This window comes from Anaeromassilibacillus sp. SJQ-1 (assembly GCF_046693725.1).
Taxonomy (GTDB): Bacteria; Bacillota; Clostridia; order Oscillospirales; family Acutalibacteraceae; genus Anaeromassilibacillus.
In genome coordinates this window covers 1-14,965 of record NZ_JBKEIV010000003.1, presented here as the reverse complement: position 1 = coordinate 14,965, position 14,965 = coordinate 1, and the positions used below count along the sequence as shown (strand labels likewise).

At 48.1% G+C, this 14,965-nt stretch carries 18 protein-coding genes and 2 pseudogenes; 9 read left to right on the top strand and 11 right to left on the bottom strand.

Annotated features, from left to right (window positions below):
• Positions 1-123 precede the first annotated feature (123 nt).
• The 9 genes and pseudogenes from ACGCCZ_RS00265 to ACGCCZ_RS00225 all read right to left on the bottom strand — a co-directional run.
• A pseudogene (locus tag ACGCCZ_RS00265) lies at positions 124-564 on the bottom strand (recombinase family protein); the annotation flags it as partial.
• A complete protein-coding gene (locus ACGCCZ_RS00260; RefSeq protein WP_411655006.1) occupies positions 470-751 on the bottom strand; it encodes a recombinase family protein in 282 nt (93 codons plus the stop codon). The pseudogene ACGCCZ_RS00265 and the gene ACGCCZ_RS00260, both read right to left, overlap by 95 nt.
• A 53-nt stretch (positions 752-804) precedes the next feature.
• Positions 805-1,542, bottom strand: a pseudogene (locus tag ACGCCZ_RS00255) (recombinase family protein); the annotation flags it as partial.
• On the bottom strand, positions 1,505-1,642 hold the full coding sequence (locus tag ACGCCZ_RS00250) for a hypothetical protein (protein WP_254884712.1): 138 nt from the start codon (positions 1,640-1,642) through the stop codon (positions 1,505-1,507). The pseudogene ACGCCZ_RS00255 and the gene ACGCCZ_RS00250, both read right to left, overlap by 38 nt.
• A 182-nt stretch (positions 1,643-1,824) precedes the next feature.
• On the bottom strand, positions 1,825-2,010 hold the full coding sequence (locus ACGCCZ_RS00245) for a hypothetical protein (RefSeq protein ID WP_021683581.1): 186 nt from the start codon (positions 2,008-2,010) through the stop codon (positions 1,825-1,827).
• Positions 2,011-2,025: 15 nt separating this feature from the next.
• The gene (locus tag ACGCCZ_RS00240) at positions 2,026-3,315 is read right to left on the bottom strand and encodes a plasmid recombination protein (protein ID WP_021683580.1); all 1,290 of its coding nucleotides are present in this window, start codon (positions 3,313-3,315) and stop codon (positions 2,026-2,028) included.
• A gap of 203 nt (positions 3,316-3,518) precedes the next feature.
• Positions 3,519-3,674 carry a hypothetical protein gene (locus ACGCCZ_RS00235; protein WP_021683579.1) on the bottom strand — a complete coding sequence of 52 codons (156 nt, stop codon included), beginning with the start codon at positions 3,672-3,674 and terminating at the stop codon, positions 3,519-3,521.
• An 18-nt stretch (positions 3,675-3,692) separates the two neighbouring features.
• Positions 3,693-5,084, bottom strand: a complete 1,392-nt coding sequence (locus ACGCCZ_RS00230) for a DNA primase family protein (protein ID WP_055270001.1) — start codon at positions 5,082-5,084, stop codon at positions 3,693-3,695.
• The gene (locus ACGCCZ_RS00225; RefSeq protein WP_411655005.1) at positions 5,059-5,679 is read right to left on the bottom strand and encodes a CHC2 zinc finger domain-containing protein; all 621 of its coding nucleotides are present in this window, start codon (positions 5,677-5,679) and stop codon (positions 5,059-5,061) included. The genes ACGCCZ_RS00230 and ACGCCZ_RS00225 overlap by 26 nt, the downstream gene beginning before the upstream one ends.
• A gap of 222 nt (positions 5,680-5,901) precedes the next feature.
• On the opposite strand from ACGCCZ_RS00225, the gene ACGCCZ_RS00220 reads away from it, so the two are divergent.
• The 9 genes from ACGCCZ_RS00220 (at position 5,902) to ACGCCZ_RS00180 (ending at position 13,924) form a co-directional block, all read left to right on the top strand.
• Entirely contained in the window at positions 5,902-7,029 is a 1,128-nt protein-coding gene (locus ACGCCZ_RS00220; protein WP_055269998.1) for a DUF6076 domain-containing protein, read from the top strand.
• Positions 7,022-7,225 (top strand): hypothetical protein, encoded by a 204-nt coding sequence (locus ACGCCZ_RS00215; protein WP_411655003.1) that lies wholly within the window; start codon positions 7,022-7,024, stop codon positions 7,223-7,225. Before ACGCCZ_RS00220 ends, ACGCCZ_RS00215 begins: the two co-directional genes overlap by 8 nt.
• A gap of 30 nt (positions 7,226-7,255) precedes the next feature.
• Positions 7,256-7,654 (top strand): hypothetical protein, encoded by a 399-nt coding sequence (locus ACGCCZ_RS00210; RefSeq protein WP_370810396.1) that lies wholly within the window; start codon positions 7,256-7,258, stop codon positions 7,652-7,654.
• A 44-nt stretch (positions 7,655-7,698) separates the two neighbouring features.
• Positions 7,699-8,871: a hypothetical protein gene (locus tag ACGCCZ_RS00205; RefSeq protein WP_055269996.1), complete on the top strand. Its 1,173-nt coding sequence runs from the start codon at positions 7,699-7,701 to the stop codon at positions 8,869-8,871.
• Between the two features lie 16 nt (positions 8,872-8,887).
• Positions 8,888-9,565, top strand: coding sequence for a response regulator transcription factor (locus tag ACGCCZ_RS00200; protein WP_055269994.1), 678 nt, complete (start codon positions 8,888-8,890; stop codon positions 9,563-9,565).
• Positions 9,558-10,457 carry a sensor histidine kinase gene (locus ACGCCZ_RS00195; protein ID WP_055269992.1) on the top strand — a complete coding sequence of 300 codons (900 nt, stop codon included), beginning with the start codon at positions 9,558-9,560 and terminating at the stop codon, positions 10,455-10,457. The genes ACGCCZ_RS00200 and ACGCCZ_RS00195 overlap by 8 nt, the downstream gene beginning before the upstream one ends.
• Before the next feature lie 135 nt (positions 10,458-10,592).
• Positions 10,593-11,264 (top strand): ABC transporter ATP-binding protein, encoded by a 672-nt coding sequence (locus ACGCCZ_RS00190; protein WP_006858253.1) that lies wholly within the window; start codon positions 10,593-10,595, stop codon positions 11,262-11,264.
• A gap of 15 nt (positions 11,265-11,279) precedes the next feature.
• Positions 11,280-12,635 (top strand): ABC transporter permease, encoded by a 1,356-nt coding sequence (locus ACGCCZ_RS00185; RefSeq protein WP_411655001.1) that lies wholly within the window; start codon positions 11,280-11,282, stop codon positions 12,633-12,635.
• Positions 12,563-13,924 (top strand): ABC transporter permease, encoded by a 1,362-nt coding sequence (locus ACGCCZ_RS00180; protein WP_411654999.1) that lies wholly within the window; start codon positions 12,563-12,565, stop codon positions 13,922-13,924. Before ACGCCZ_RS00185 ends, ACGCCZ_RS00180 begins: the two co-directional genes overlap by 73 nt.
• A 51-nt stretch (positions 13,925-13,975) precedes the next feature.
• On the opposite strand, the gene ACGCCZ_RS00175 is transcribed toward ACGCCZ_RS00180, so the two are convergent.
• Together ACGCCZ_RS00175 and rlmD are read right to left on the bottom strand one after the other, a co-directional pair.
• Positions 13,976-14,221: a DUF6061 family protein gene (locus ACGCCZ_RS00175; protein ID WP_021683568.1), complete on the bottom strand. Its 246-nt coding sequence runs from the start codon at positions 14,219-14,221 to the stop codon at positions 13,976-13,978.
• Between the two features lie 24 nt (positions 14,222-14,245).
• The coding region (rlmD, locus tag ACGCCZ_RS00170) for a 23S rRNA (uracil(1939)-C(5))-methyltransferase RlmD (protein ID WP_411654998.1) at positions 14,246-14,965 on the bottom strand (720 nt) is incomplete at its 5' end.

Below are 14,965 nucleotides of genomic sequence, written 5' to 3'. Positions count from 1 at the left end.
TGTTATGTAACATTTACTCGTTGGGGTTGTCCAGCCATGTTTGATACTAACAGAACGACTTCCGTACTCGTCGTGAGTTTTCGCATTTATCGTGAAACGCTTTCGCGTTTTTCGTGCGCCGCTTCAGCGGATCTGACTTTGCAATTCGCCAATCTGAACTTCGATTTCCTCTATGGTGTCATACTGCTCATCATAGCGGCGCTGCAAGTCCAAAATCTTTCTGTCATAGTGGGCATCATTGATGTCCAAGGTATCCATCTGACGCTCCAAGCGGCTTTTCGTTCCAAAGGCTTGCTTTAGCCGCCCTTGTAGGACAGCAATCTGCCGTTCCATATCTTCTGTATCAACTGCTGTTCCGATTTTCGCCTGAATCGCTTCTACAAACCGTGGATTGTTGACCATAGCGGAGATAACCTTCGCCACAAATTTGTTGATTTCCGTCTGCTCGATATTCAGACGGAAACTGCACTCATGCCCGGTAGGTGTTACCGTATTTTTGCAGTAGTAATAATACCGTGTTTTCTTGTCCTTGCTGTGCGCCTTGGCGATATTGCCGTACATACTCTTTCCGCAGCATCGGGCATTTCAAGATACCGGACAGGATGTGTGCGTGGTCTGGATTGTTAACCTTTTCCCGCTTAAAAGAATTGATCTTGCGCTTTTCCTGTGCCAGATACCAATCCTCTTCGGAAATGATAGCTTCGTGTTGTCCTTCATAAACCGGGAACTCCGACTGCTCAACCACGTGCATCTCGTTTCTTGTACCCTGTTTCTTTTTCTGTTCTTCGTCTGCCGTAAGCAATCTTTCCCATATAAACAGGATTGTACAATACATTTTTCACAAAATCTCTTTGAAAATCCCGGAATGGTATTATTCTGTCTTAGTTTCTTAGTATAACCATTGCGGTTCAGATATTTTGCAACTCCTGCAACACCCTCATTAGTGTGAATGTAGCGGTCATAAATGACACGAATTACTTCCACTTCATCCTCTGCAATGACAAGGTTTCCATTTTCCAGTTTGTATCCATATGGAGCGAAACCGCCGTTCCATTTGCCCTCACGAGCCTTTTGCTCACGTCCTGCCATTGTCTGTGTGCGGATATTTTCTCGCTCAATCTCTGCCACCGCAGACAGCACAGAGATCATCAGCTTTCCTGCATCCTTGGAGCTGTCAATGCCATCCTCCACGCAGATCAGATTGACACCGAAATCCTGCATGAGTTGCAAAGAATTCAGAACGTCCGCTGCATTTCTGCCAAATCGGGACAGCTTAAAGACCAACACATAAGAAACATCATCTTTGCCGTCCTGGATGTCATTCAGCATCCGTTGAAACTCCTGCCGCCCTTGAATGTTCTTTCCGGAAAAGCCCTCGTCAGAATACTCCCCGGCAACGATCATATCCTCGTATGCCGCATACTTCCGCAGCTTGTCACGCTGGGCATCCAAGCTGTATCCGTCAACCTGCATCGAGGTGGACACTCTTGTATAAAGATAGCATTTAAGTTGTTTCTTTTTCAGAATCTCCACCTCCCTCATTCCTTCCTTTTACCATAAGTCCCTCGTTGCGGATATAATACTCCAAAAGCCACAGCACATAATCCGGTGCATGGCGGTTGTCCAATTCCCATTCAGTCATAGTCCGGTAAGGAATATGGACGAGCTTGCAAAAATCTTTCCGATTCAGTCCTGTGCTTTCACGCAACTTTATAATTCTGTTTTTACAATCCATCCGTCTTTTCTCCACAAAAGCAAAAAATACACGTTGCGTAATCATTATAGCATAGCCATAGCGAATACGCAACGTGTAAATTGCAAATTTTATGCAGCCTTATCCGTCAGAAGCTGCGCTTGATTACTTTCCTCGGAATGCTCCACTCCCTGCGGTGCGTCCTGTTCCAATTTATCCAAAACCTGATGTCCATATTTCTGGAGCATCTGGCTCATAACATCCACACAGCGGTCAAATGCCGCATTATATTTCGCTTCCTCATAATATTTCTTCAATAGGCGATTCCTCCATCAAAGTTCCATATCCTGTCCACGCTTCCGGGCAGGGTGTTCGTGTTCCTGTGTTTGCTTTCCTCTGATGAGGATAGAATTGATAAAAGCCCGAACCTTTTCGGATGCGATTTCCAGTGCATCCAGAAAGGGTTGGGCTTTCTGTTTGAGTTCCATATATTTTTCGTTTACCGCTTCATACCGCTGCTTCCAGATGGAAACCGTCTTTTCTGCGGAAGCCAGTTTTTCTTTCAGACGCTTGTTGTCAGCATTGGCGATAATGCCATTGACCGCATAGCGTTTGAGTGTGTCGCATTCATCCGGTGTCAGCGTGATATTGTTTCCGAATGTGGCTTTTTTGCCCATTACTTCAATGTCCTGCACTGTCAGCGCAATGGTCTTTGCCGCCTTGGTTTCCTTTTGCAAAGATTCCAGTTTCTTTTTCTGTTTTGCTGTGGCAGCTTTGGCATCCTCCAAATTCTGTTCTGCCTGTGCCACCTGCCCGGTCACAGCTTCCAGCCGCTGCTGTTCTGCCTGCACCTTGAACTGGGTCACAGTCAGATGTTCCTCGGTGCTTCCACGTTCTCCACGCTCCACATCGGTATAACCGGCGTTTCGCATGAAATTGAAAAAGTCATCCTGCAACACACTGTAGGATGACTTCAAAATCTTTTTCCCTTTTGCGTTGAGCATGGGATTTCCGTCCTCGCCAAGCACCGGCTTGGACTCCCATTTCTTACTGCGGCTGACCTGTGTGATGACCTCCTTAACGGTTCCCCGGAGGGCTTCATCCTTGCATCGCTTCGACCAAAGGATCTGCTTTTCCACCACCGGGATATAAACCACATGAAGGTGGTAGTGGTACACATCTTCGCCCAAAGCTTCGGACATTGCTCGGTTGCGCTCATCGGCGTGCATCACAGCAGAGAGGATATACTGCTCACCACCTACGATCTCCGCAGCAGCTTTGTAGGCATCGGCATAAAACTGTTTCGCAAATTCATAGCCGCCATGATTGTAGAAATAAGCGGAATTCACATCAAATACCAACTCACCGTATTTGACGGCATCCGGTTTCAGACCTCTGGTGGAGATCACGCCGTCTTGTTCCATCTGCTCAAACATTTTTACATAATCGTCCGTGGGTGCTTTGAAATGGACGTTCAGAGAAGTGCGTTCCGGCACGATGTCCTGATTGCTGTAGCTGTCCTTTTCACGCTCATTGTGTTCCTGTACCTTCGCCACATCAGCCGGTGTTTCCAAGTCCTGATTTCTGGCTACGGTACGGTCTATTCCATCATTTCTTGCCATTGGATTTTTCCTTTCTTTGAGATTTGCAACAGCGGAAGGCTGGAGAACGGCACTTTTTCAAAGTGTAATAACCCACTATGACACTTTCATCCATACTGGCTGCAAAGTGCCGTGGGCTCTCCGAGGGCTCTCCCGAGGGGGAATGCGGTCACTGCGGTGACCTCTGCTGACCAAGGCGAAAATGTCTGCGCCTTTTCCCATGGTCAGCCCGTCTGCATGAAGCTGTTCTGTGTCAACTTCCTCTTGCAGCCGGTGTCCACAGACACTTTTTCAAAAGCCTGTGGACATAGAAACAGCCCGAACGAGAGGATGTGTGCTGTTTCTATAACAAGCGTTTCACGCTCTTTTGCTGCGTACATACGTACCAGCAATGGGATTTACTCGACCTGCCGCCATTCCTCCGGAATGTCCTCCGGTACGTACGTACACGGCGAATCTCCGTAAAACCCATTTATATGAGGTCGTGCAATGGCTTCCACTCCCATGAATCCCCAAACCCGCCGTCCAGCAGAGTTGGTGATGTTGTTGCAATGCTCCAGATTGAATTTTCTGGCATTGGCAATCATGGCGTCGCTGAAGCTGCGGGCTTTCAGCGGTGCAAGGGAGTTTTCCTCGCACCACATCCGGTAGATTTCATAGAAATCCTTGGAGCTGATGGACGCATCCGCTTTGCGCCGGATATATCCCTCTGATTCCATGAAATCAAAGATATTGTTGTTGTCACGCTTGACCGCTTCCCGATTTTCACGGATGCGGTCACTCTCCGTAAACTTAAAGTTGTTGGCAACAAGCCGCTGCAAGCCTTCAAATGCCCACAGGAAGATACCCTCGGCTTCAGCTTTCATCTTCTCTGCAAGATCAGGATCATCAGCTCTGTCCACCTGCTTTTCCTTGGTGGTCAGCACAAGCTGTCTGCGATAAAATCCGTCGCTGCGGTCATACAAGGCTTGCAGATCACCGTTGCTGAATGCCAGCAATCGGGCGAACATCCAGCCCTGATAACTCTGCTTGCCTTTACGTTCCAAATCCATCTTGCCTTGTGCTGTCACGATGGATTTTACATAGTTGGTCTGGCGCAGAGCTTCCATCCGCATATCATCATCCACGCACAGGAGAATGTGTTCCAAATCGGCACGGGCGAAGCGGTTTTCAGAAATCTTGCCGATGCTGCCGTCTTTCATATTCGTGCCGAAGATGGTAGACAGTACCGCACCGATTTGAGATTTACCCTCGCCGCCGTTGCCTTTAATCACCATCATGCGCTGCCCCTTGTTGGAGGGAATCAGGCAATAGCCGATAAACTCCTGCAAAGTTGGAATGTCCTCGGCGTAAAGCAAACTATCCAGAAAGTTCAGCCAGATCACCGGCGCAGTAGCATCGGGATTGTAAGCAACCGGCAAACGGCTCCGCACGATAGCCGGTCTGCCCTCGGTAAATGTGCCGTTCAATAGCAGCGTACCGTTGGACAAATGAATCCGATCCTGCTCCGGTGGAAAGTCCGGCACTTGCGCTTCCAGTTTCAGCACTTCCAGAATGTTGGTGATCTTCCGGGGGATATTGTTTACGGCACAGAATTTCAGCTTGTCGTAAATCTCCCCACGCAGAGGAAGATCGTCCGTCACTCGACCATCGGGCGTGAAAAAAGCTCCGTTTGCGAAGATGATCCTGCGCTCTTGCAGAAATTCTTCACAAAACAGAGCTTCGTTGATGTTCTGCCCGTCAAACCACATGGGCAAGTTCATATCAGGCGTTTTCCGGTTCTTCGCCATGGTGCGCCACCTCCTTTTTCTTTTGTGCGGTATACTCTTGCAGAAAAGCAATTTTGCCGTCCTGCATCAGCTTGTCCACCAATGCCACCCGTTCTTCCAGATCACCCACCGTCAGCACATCTGCCATATATTCGATATGGCAGTGCATCTGGCAGGCTTCCACAAAACGGTCATCCAGAGCATCTTCCGGTGTCTTGGGAGCATAGCGCACTTTCCAATCTTCCAACAGATTCAAATAATCCGTCAGCACCCGGAAGCACAGCATTTCATCCTCCCGGAACTGACGGATATAGGGACGCTTCGGCTTGACCATAGCTGCGGCAGTGGGCGGTTTCGGGTCAAGCCCGAAGTCCAAAGCCAGCTTTTGCGCTGCTTCATAACTGCTCAGATTAAACAGCCTTGCCACAAGGTCGATCACATCCCCTTTGGCTCCGCAGCCGAAGCAGAAAAAATAGTCCTCATTCAGCTTCAAGCTCGGATGCCTGTCGTTGTGGAACGGGCAGCAAGCCATGCCGTTGTGGCTCACTTTCAGCCCGTAGTGTTCGGCGGCTTGCTTGACGCTGATTGCCGCCTTGATGGTTTCATAGATTGTCATAGAAAACCCTCCGTTCATAATATTCTGGAAAGCACGAAGCACCCGCCGTGATTGGCAGGTGCTTCGCTCCTTCTATTATGGTTATGACGGATTTTTCAAAAAACAGGCTAATGACAGGACAATCCTGTTTCAAAAAACAGGACAACTTATCTGAGGACGTAGATTTCTTCACATTTACATGATATAATTAGAAAAATGAAAAAACAGGACAGGAGGGCAAGCATGAATCAAGAATTGATGACATTGGATTTCTGGCAGGATACGGTCATATATGAGAGCAAAACATTTCCTGTCGGTACGCTTGCCTGTGATGCACTGAATGTTCCTGTGAATACCATTGCAAAAATAAACGAGCAATGCGAGAAAATCAATCTGCTGCTTGGAATATTAAACGCCGGACAGGATGCTTCTGCACTCTGTCCTATTGCAAAGGAAGCTGCTCTGACGATGCTCGATATTCTCAGTCAAACACCGCCGTTCTCCTATATGAATATCTCAAAGCACAGAGAACGGATTGAAAAAGTCTTTACTGTGGACAATGCGCTGAAATATGTGGAGTTTGCCATAAAAGCCGCAACCAATTCTTTGCAATTTGAAGAAATCCAGAACTTTACCGATGCGATGATGCTCCAACGCTATACCGCAGTTTTCGGGCATCTGGCATACTCCCTTGGGGAATACCAAACGGCCATGCTTGATTTTGCAGAAAAAACAGACGGCAACGAAGCAGACCGCACCGCAGAGGGTTTTGCAAAAATGTTCGGCAGCTATTTCCCGCCGGAGTTTTCCATCACGGAAGGCAATACCTGGATGTCTACCCTGAACAATTCCGTTCAGTATGTATCCGTCATCCGTCCCGGCGAAAAAGTTGCGAAGCTGGTCAAGCGGATGCACTATGTATCCTTTGTAGGGATGTTCCGGTCTGATCTCTTTGAGGGCCTGTGTGTTGGTCATGCACCAAAGAAATGCAAAATCTGCGGCAAGTGGTTTCTGACCACCAACGCACGGCACACCAAATACTGTGGCGGCTATGCACCGGGGGACAAGCTGCACCGCACCTGTCGGCAGATCGGCAACCTGAAAGGCAGAGAACAACGGGAGCTTGCGGACGATCATCCGGTGAAACAGATTTATGAGAAACGGCTGAACACCATAAACCGCTATGTGAAGCGTGGTACTCTGGACGCTGATCTTGCAGAGGTTATGAAAAAGCTGGCAAAAGATAAGATGCTCCGGGCATTGAGCAATGTAGCCTATGCCAAGGGAGCTTATGAAAAAGAAATGGACCAGGCGGCTTTGAAAAAGGAAGCAAGTGCAAAAATATACAAAGAAAGGGACAAACATGAATAGAAAAGAACTTAGTCAGAATCATTGGAAATACTACTTAATGCTCGAAAAGCGTTTTGTTGAATCAATAGAGTTTGTAGAACTACATGAGGACAATTTTGATGCATTTTCTAACGGATATGCCCTCTTAATTCAAGCCATAGGGGCAGAGTTGGATACTGTATTCAAAGAGTTTTGCGGTTTCAATACAACGAATTGAAAAACGGTTGCAGACTATGCACAGTATATTTTGACCAACACACCGGATATAAAAAATCAAAAAATCAGTGTACAGGAATACGATATCGAAATACAACCGTTTATGAATTGGGATATTACCCAGCCCGCACAGTCGTTGCAATGGTGGGGAGCATTTACAGATGTCAAGCACAACCGCTATGAGCAGTTGAAGCAAGCAAAGCAGGAGAATGTACTAAATATCTTGGGAGCTTTGTATTTGATAGAAATGTTGTACTTGAAGAAAATCACTGATGGGACAGACGAATTTGATGTGTTTGATGAATCTTCCAACTTGTTTAGTTTGAAAAACTGGACTTCTAAGGCTGTGCCGCTGAGCCAAGCTTTTGCCGTGCTAAGTGATATGATGGACGACGAAAATAATACTACTAACAAAAAGTTCGATGCATAATTACTGTCGATATTGATAGAGAAAGAACCGAAAGGAGGTGCGCTATACTGAGTGATTTTTCATGGGACATGACCGGATACATACCAAAACACGCTGTCAATCCGCACGGTGACGGCATCATTCCTTATGCGGCAGAGCGCATCTTCCAACTGGAACCGGAGCCTCCAGCGGTGGGCAATCTGAACGAATATATCCTGTCTGCCTTGCAGGAAAAGAATTTGATATATTTCTCATTCTTCCTACACCACTACGAGCCGCAGCTTAACAAGCGCATCAAAGACTTTCTCGGTGTGGATGGCGGCGATCTGTATGACACAGACCGATTTATAGATATAAAGCTCTCCTGCCGGGAGCAAATGCTCCAAAAGCTGATGGACTATGACCTTGCCAAGGGTGCAGAGTATGCTACATACATTTTCCCGTTCATCCGGGATGCTATGCTCCGTTTTCGCATGGGCGAAGAAAAATGGTCGGTGTCCTCTCTGACCAATTACAAAATGGTGCGGTCAATGGCTTGGCTGTACCACAATACCAAGGATGCGGTCAACGAATTTTCCAAGAAATACAACTGCGATCTTGCCCTTGCGGAAGAATATCTGAAAGTTGTCCGTGGAATCCGCAATCAGCAGCCATTCTATGTGACAGACGAGAACGGCGAGGAAACAGGCGAGGATGTAGCCCTTGACGATAGCTGGAACTATACCGATATCCTCTGGAACGGCATACAGGCAGAAAAGGTGCAGCGGGCATTTGAGAAACTGAATTACCGGGAACAGACCTTGCTTGAAAAACGGTTAGCAATTTGCATGACCTGTGGGCGTGTCAGCTCATGGAAAGACCGCCCCACCTTTGAAGAACTGGCGGTTATGTTTGAGGGCAGTACAGCCAGCGGTGCAGAACGAGCCTACCGAAAAGCAGTGGACAAGTTGACGGAATTGTTGGTTGCCGAGGGCGCAATCCATGCAGTCCGGCTAAAACAGAAATCCAAGATCAAGCGAAAAAAGAAAATCGCCGCCGCAATCTACGAATATCAGGCAGACTGCGACGGCGAATGGGGCGAAATATCATTAGATTTTGAGAACGGCAAGGCAGAGGTCATTTTGCTTGCCGATTGGGATACAGTGAAAACAAACAAATTTGCAAGCAGAGCAATCGCCTATCTTCTGAACTGTGAGAACGAAAAATTGCCCAAGGAAATAATGGTGGTATTTGAATAACGAGGGAGTGAGATATATGGAGCAATTACTGATTGTTGAAGATGATATCGGCTTGAATCAAGGCTTATGCAAAGCGCTGAAAGCAGATGACCGCCAGATTATATCCTGCCATGATCTAAAAGCGGCAAGAGAGCAATTGCTTTGCGGCGGTGTATCCCTGATCCTGTTGGATATCAATCTGCCGGATGGCAGCGGGCTTGAGCTGCTCCGGGAGGTCAAGGAAAACATACCCGGAGTTCCTGTTATTCTGCTGACTGCCAACGACACCGATCTGGACATCGTAGACGGACTGGAGAGAGGTGCTGATGATTACATTACCAAGCCCTTTTCTCTTTCGGTTTTGCGGGCAAGGGTGAATACCCAACTGCGAAAGCAAGCGTCAAGCCATAAAAATGCGCCGATCCATATGGATCTATTTCACTTTGACTTTGAGGCTATGACCTTTTATGTGGGAGATTCAAAAGTGGAATTGAGTAAAACAGAACAAAAATTACTGCGCCTGCTTGTTGAAAACCGAGGCCGAACCATGACCCGTGGAGACCTTGTCGACCGGGTCTGGACAGATGGCGCAGAATATGTGGATGAAAATGCTTTGTCTGTTACGATCAAGCGTCTGAGGGATAAGCTTGGCGCACAGAAATACATTAAAACCGTCTATGGAATCGGTTATAGCTGGGTGACAAAAGATGAATAAAACCGGCATTGTGATCATACTGCTGTGTTTTCTGGCGGCGGCAGCTGTTGTGTTATGGGAGCGGAGAAAGGCCAGAAAAACGATGGAAGAAATCGAAAGAATGCTGGACGCTGCCATGACCGGCTCCTTTTCTGAAACCAATTTTGATGAAAGCCAGCTATCTGCATTGGAAACGAAGTTTGCGCACTATCTTTCCGCCGCAGAAGCATCTTCTCAAAACATAGCGCAGGAAAAAGACAAAATCAAAACCTTGATTGCGGACATCTCCCACCAGACAAAAACGCCGATTGCAAACCTGCTGTTATACAGCGAGCTTTTGATGGAGGAAACTCTGCCTGCATCGGCGAAGGCAAATGTGGAGGCGCTGTACAAACAATCGGAAAAGCTGCGATTTCTGATCGATTCTCTCGTAAAGCTTTCCAGACTGGAAAACGGGATCATTTCACTCTCCCCCCAGCCGACAGCGCTGCAGCCGCTGCTTGAAAGTGTGGTAGAACAATATACTGCCAAGGCTTCTGAAAAAGGATTGTCTTTGCAAATGCAGGATACAGATGCTTTTGCTGTATTCGACTTCAAATGGACAGCGGAAGCGCTGGCTAATATCGTAGACAACGCCATCAAATATACAGAGCATGGCACCATTACTATTTCTGCCGTAAGCTATGAAATGTTTGCAAGGATCGATATATCGGATACCGGTTCAGGCATCCCGGAAAGTGAGCAAGCGAAGATATTTGCTCGCTTTTACCGCTCAAATAGTGTGCAGAAACAAGAAGGGGTCGGCATCGGCTTATACCTTGCCCGACAGATCATATCCGGCGAGGGCGGTTATATCAAGGTTGCTTCCGTTCCGGGAAAAGGAAGTACGTTTTCCATATTTCTGCCGAAATAACAACAATTCTATCAAAACTGTTAGATTTCATTTTCCGCCGGAAAGAATGTGGAAAGATTCCTATGCGATAATCTGTATGTATCAAAGGATCATTTCCTTTCATACATACAGATTTTTTCATGGAGGTACTCATTTATGGAAGTTTTACAGGCAAAAAACCTGAAAAAGATTTATGGCTCCGGCAATAACGCAGTTCATGCGTTGGATGGAGTTGATTTAAGTGTAAAGAAGGGCGAATTTGTTGCAATTGTCGGCACATCCGGCTCCGGCAAATCCACGCTGCTGCACATGCTGGGCGGGCTGGATCGCCCTACAAGCGGCACGGTCATGGTGGACGGACAGGATATTTTCTCCCTAAAGGAGGAAGCGCTGACCATCTTCCGCCGCAGGAAAATCGGCTTTGTGTTCCAAGCATATAATCTTGTTCCGGTGCTGAATGTGTATGAAAATATTGTTCTACCCATTGAGCTGGACGGTGGCAAGGTCAATAAGGATTTCGTACAGCAGATTGTACAGACCCTTGGGCTAGATGACCGTCTGGATGCGCTGCCCAATCAGCTCTCAGGCGGTCAACAGCAGCGAGTAGCCATTGCCCGTGCGCTGGCGGCAGCACCCGCTATCATTCTGGCAGATGAACCCACCGGCAATCTGGATTCCAAAACCAGCCAGGATGTATTGAGCCTTTTGAAAGTCACCAGTCAAAAGTTCGCCCAGACAATCGTAATGATCACTCACAACGAAGAAATTGCGCAGATGGCAGACCGCATTATCCGTATCGAAGATGGTCGGATCGTCTCCCAGAACTAACGGGAGGTGGCTACGATGAATGTCAAAAACAGAAAATGTATTCGAAAGCTCAGCTTAAAATCTCTTTATGCGAACCGTCGCCGCAATCTGATCGCCATTTTTGCCATTGCGCTGACAACGCTGCTATTTACGTCCATGTTCACCATTGTCTTGTCGTTGAACGCCAGCTATGAAACCTACCAGTTTCGGCAGGTAGGCGGCTATGCACACGGCACCTTTAAGGATGTTTCCCCCGAGCAGGCGGAACGTATCGCCGCCCACCCGAAGGTAAAGTCTGCGGGGGCACGGAAGGTGATCGGCATCACTGCGGATGGTGTCTTTTCCAAAACGCCGGCAGAGATCAGCTACATGGATGCCAACTGCACCAAATGGAGCTATGCCACCCCTACTACCGGACGGATGCCCGAAAGCGGCAAAGAGGTGACCATGGATACGGCAGCGTTGCAGCTGCTTGGCGTGACGCCGGAACTGGGCGCAGAGGTCACGGTTTCCTATTCCATCACGGACAAGGATCAAACCGCCTTTACTGTAACAGATACCTTTACGCTGGTGGGCTATTGGGACTATGATGAACTAATGCCTGTTCATTACATCAACATCAGCCGTGATTACGCAGATGATATCGAAGCGCAGGCAGTGAAAACAGGTTTACAGCCCTTCCGCACTGACCTGAATGTCATGATGGCTTCCAGTACAAACATTCAAGGGCAGATGGAGCAGGTGGATACCGATCTCGGCTACACATGGGACAGCTATACCGATCCCAACAGCGTCCGGATCGGCGTCAACTGGGGATATACCTCATCCCAGCTGGAGTCGCATCTCGATCCGGAACTTGTGATCGCCATAGCAGCTTTTTTGCTGCTGGTGATTTTCACCGGGTATCTTATCATCTATAACATTTTCCAGATCTCTGTTGCGGGGGATATCCGGTTTTACGGGCTTCTGAAAACCATTGGCACAACGCCCCGGCAGCTCAAACGCATCATTCGCCAGCAGGCACTTCTGCTTTGTCTGATCGGCATTCCGGCGGGGCTGCTGTTGGGCTATGGCATTGGCGCTGTTCTGGTGCCTGTTGTCTTGCGCTCCACCCAGTTGGATGCGGGCATCACCACCATCAGCACTTCGCCTGTGATCTTTGTTGGCTCCGTGCTGTTTGCCCTGCTGACGGTGCTTTTGTCCTGCTCCAAGCCCGGGAAAATGGCAGCCAGGGTTTCTCCGGTGGAGGCTACCAAATATACAGATGCGATGCAGACCAAGAAAAACAGCGCAGCACCCGGGGAGCGAAGCTCCATCAGATGGCCTTTGCCAATCTGGGACGAAACAAAAAAAAGACGGTGCTGGTGGTGGTGTCTCTGGCACTGTCGGTGACGCTGTTCAATGCACTGTGTGCCTTTGTGGGCGGCTTCAGCATGGAGAAGTATGTATCCTTCATGACCTGCGCCGATTTTATCGTCAGCACGCCCGACTATTTCCGTTACAACCCGGCAGATGAATTCATCACGCCGGAACAGATCGAAGAGATCGCAGCAAATACAAAGTCCAGTCTTTCCGGCACGGGATATGCTGTGCGAAAACCCGTATATCTTTGGATGACGGAGGATGCTCTGCGGCAGGACTATGCAAGGTACGAAAGTGCTGAGCAGTTGGACAGCCATATGAGCCGCATGGAGCACCGGGGCGATATGGTGATGGGAGATACCAGAATCGAGGCTCTGGATAACAGCCTGTTTGACAAGCTGCAAGTGTTCGACGGAGATATTTCTCCTATGCTGGAGCCAAACAATAACGCTATTGCCATTGCGGTTTCCTTAGATGACTACGGTAATCTGCCCAATCCTGAATACTACCCCAAGGTGGGAGACACGATCACCGCCACCTATGCGGACGATGTGAAATATATCGACAGCCGCACCGGGGAACTCCGCACCGAAGATACACCGGAGGAGTACTTTCAGGAAAAACTGTATGGAGCCAGAGATGTAGAGTACACGGTCTGCGCCTTGGTAGAGCTTCCGTATTCCATGAGTTATCGTTATGGTGGTATTGGATATGAGACAGTTTTGTCTGTGGATACCGCACAGAGGGACAGCGGCGGTGCGGCCATTCCGATGCTCTACCTGTTCGACACAGCAGACGACGCAGACGAGGCCGAAGCAGAGCAATATCTATCGAAGCTCACTGCCGGTGAGTTTTCACCCTTGATGTATGAAAGCAAGGCCACGGCTCGCTCTGAGTTTGCTCAGTTCCGGCAGATGTTCCTTCTGGTAGGTGGTATCCTCTGTGCTATCATCGGGCTGGTGGGACTCTTAAATTTCTTCAACGCCATGATGACCAGTATTCTTTCCCGCCGCCGTGAATTTGCTGTGCTTCAGGCTGTAGGAATGACGAACCGGCAGCTCAAAACCATGCTGATCTACGAGGGATTGTTTTACGCAATGTCCTCCGTATCGGCGGCCTTTATTCTGTCGCTGGCGGTGGGACCTCTTGCAGGAAAAATGCTGGGCAGTATGTTCTGGTTCTTTGAGTATCGATTCACCATTCTGCCTGTCCTGCTGACAATTCCGGTATTTCTTCTGCTGGGGTGGCTGATTCCTTGCATGATGTATGACAATGCGGCGAAATGCAGTGTTGTAGAGCAATTAAGGGATGCTCAATAACTGTTAAGCAAAAAACGGCCCTCTGCCAAGGAAAAGGCAGAGGGCTGAGTTTTAATCTAAGGGTTTACATTCAGTTACAGTTTTTAGATAAATTTCGGGATCACCGTTCAAGATCAAGTCTGCATATCCAACCGGATCATTGTAGATTAGATAATCCAGTTCTGACCGTTGATACATATTGTCAGCAACCTCATTCTCCACGGCGATGGTATCAATGGCAATCATGCTGCCATCTAAAAATTTCAGTTCCACACAAGCGGTATCCATGTTAAACTCACAAGAAATCAATCTATCCATAAGAAACCTCCATTTTGCGGGATGTTAGATCATCCCAAAATATTTGAATGCTTCTCGGATTGCTTTCTCTTTTTCCTGCGGACACTGGGGCTGTCTGGAATCCTCGGACTTCGGCAGATTATAGTTCTTACCAACCCCAATCCCACATTTTCGTTTAATCTGTGAGATATAGAGGTTGGACACCTTTAACCCGGTATGCTCCAACACATACTCCTTGATCTGCGGATAGGTTGCCCCATCCTGAAATTCGGACATATCCATATCTTCCAAAGAGAACTCAACCCGAATCTTTTTCGAGTCGACCTCACCCTTGGAAAGCAAGACAACCGTCTCGACATGTGCTGTCCTAGGAAACATGTCTACGGGTGTGAGTTCTTGGGGGATATAATGTAAATCGGCTAAAATACGCAGATCACGCGCTAAGGTAGCAGGATCACAGGAGACATAGACAATCCGTTTTGGTGACATTTGCACTACGGTACGCAACAATTCCCCAGAACAGCCCTTGCGTGGAGGGTCGAGAATGACGACATCCGGATATTCTCCGCGTTGTCTTAACATGGATGCAGCTTCTGCTGCATCCATGCAAAAGAATTCTGCATTGGTGATATGATTGCGCTCCGCATTTTTACGCGCATCTTCAACCGCAGAGGGGACAACCTCTACACCGATTACACGCTTCGCCTGTGCAGCCATTGAAAGGCCAATGGTCCCGGTCCCGCAGTAAAGGTCTAGCAGCGTTTC

Excerpts from the sequence above, each read along its gene's own strand:
- ACGCCZ_RS00195 (WP_055269992.1), top strand. The coding sequence starts at position 9,558 with ATGAATAAAACCGGCATTGTGATCATACTGCTGTGTTTTCTGGCGGCG.
- ACGCCZ_RS00260 (WP_411655006.1), bottom strand. The coding sequence starts at position 751 with ATGCACGTGGTTGAGCAGTCGGAGTTCCCGGTTTATGAAGGACAACAC.
- ACGCCZ_RS00220 (WP_055269998.1), top strand. The coding sequence starts at position 5,902 with ATGAATCAAGAATTGATGACATTGGATTTCTGGCAGGATACGGTCATA.
- ACGCCZ_RS00175 (WP_021683568.1), bottom strand. The coding sequence starts at position 14,221 with ATGGATAGATTGATTTCTTGTGAGTTTAACATGGATACCGCTTGTGTG.
- ACGCCZ_RS00185 (WP_411655001.1), top strand. The coding sequence starts at position 11,280 with ATGAATGTCAAAAACAGAAAATGTATTCGAAAGCTCAGCTTAAAATCT.
- ACGCCZ_RS00180 (WP_411654999.1), top strand. The coding sequence starts at position 12,563 with ATGGCCTTTGCCAATCTGGGACGAAACAAAAAAAAGACGGTGCTGGTG.
- ACGCCZ_RS00240 (WP_021683580.1), bottom strand. The coding sequence starts at position 3,315 with ATGGCAAGAAATGATGGAATAGACCGTACCGTAGCCAGAAATCAGGAC.
- ACGCCZ_RS00200 (WP_055269994.1), top strand. The coding sequence starts at position 8,888 with ATGGAGCAATTACTGATTGTTGAAGATGATATCGGCTTGAATCAAGGC.
- ACGCCZ_RS00235 (WP_021683579.1), bottom strand. The coding sequence starts at position 3,674 with ATGTACGCAGCAAAAGAGCGTGAAACGCTTGTTATAGAAACAGCACAC.
- ACGCCZ_RS00215 (WP_411655003.1), top strand. The coding sequence starts at position 7,022 with ATGAATAGAAAAGAACTTAGTCAGAATCATTGGAAATACTACTTAATG.
- ACGCCZ_RS00230 (WP_055270001.1), bottom strand. The coding sequence starts at position 5,084 with ATGGCGAAGAACCGGAAAACGCCTGATATGAACTTGCCCATGTGGTTT.
- ACGCCZ_RS00250 (WP_254884712.1), bottom strand. The coding sequence starts at position 1,642 with ATGACTGAATGGGAATTGGACAACCGCCATGCACCGGATTATGTGCTG.
- ACGCCZ_RS00190 (WP_006858253.1), top strand. The coding sequence starts at position 10,593 with ATGGAAGTTTTACAGGCAAAAAACCTGAAAAAGATTTATGGCTCCGGC.
- ACGCCZ_RS00225 (WP_411655005.1), bottom strand. The coding sequence starts at position 5,679 with ATGACAATCTATGAAACCATCAAGGCGGCAATCAGCGTCAAGCAAGCC.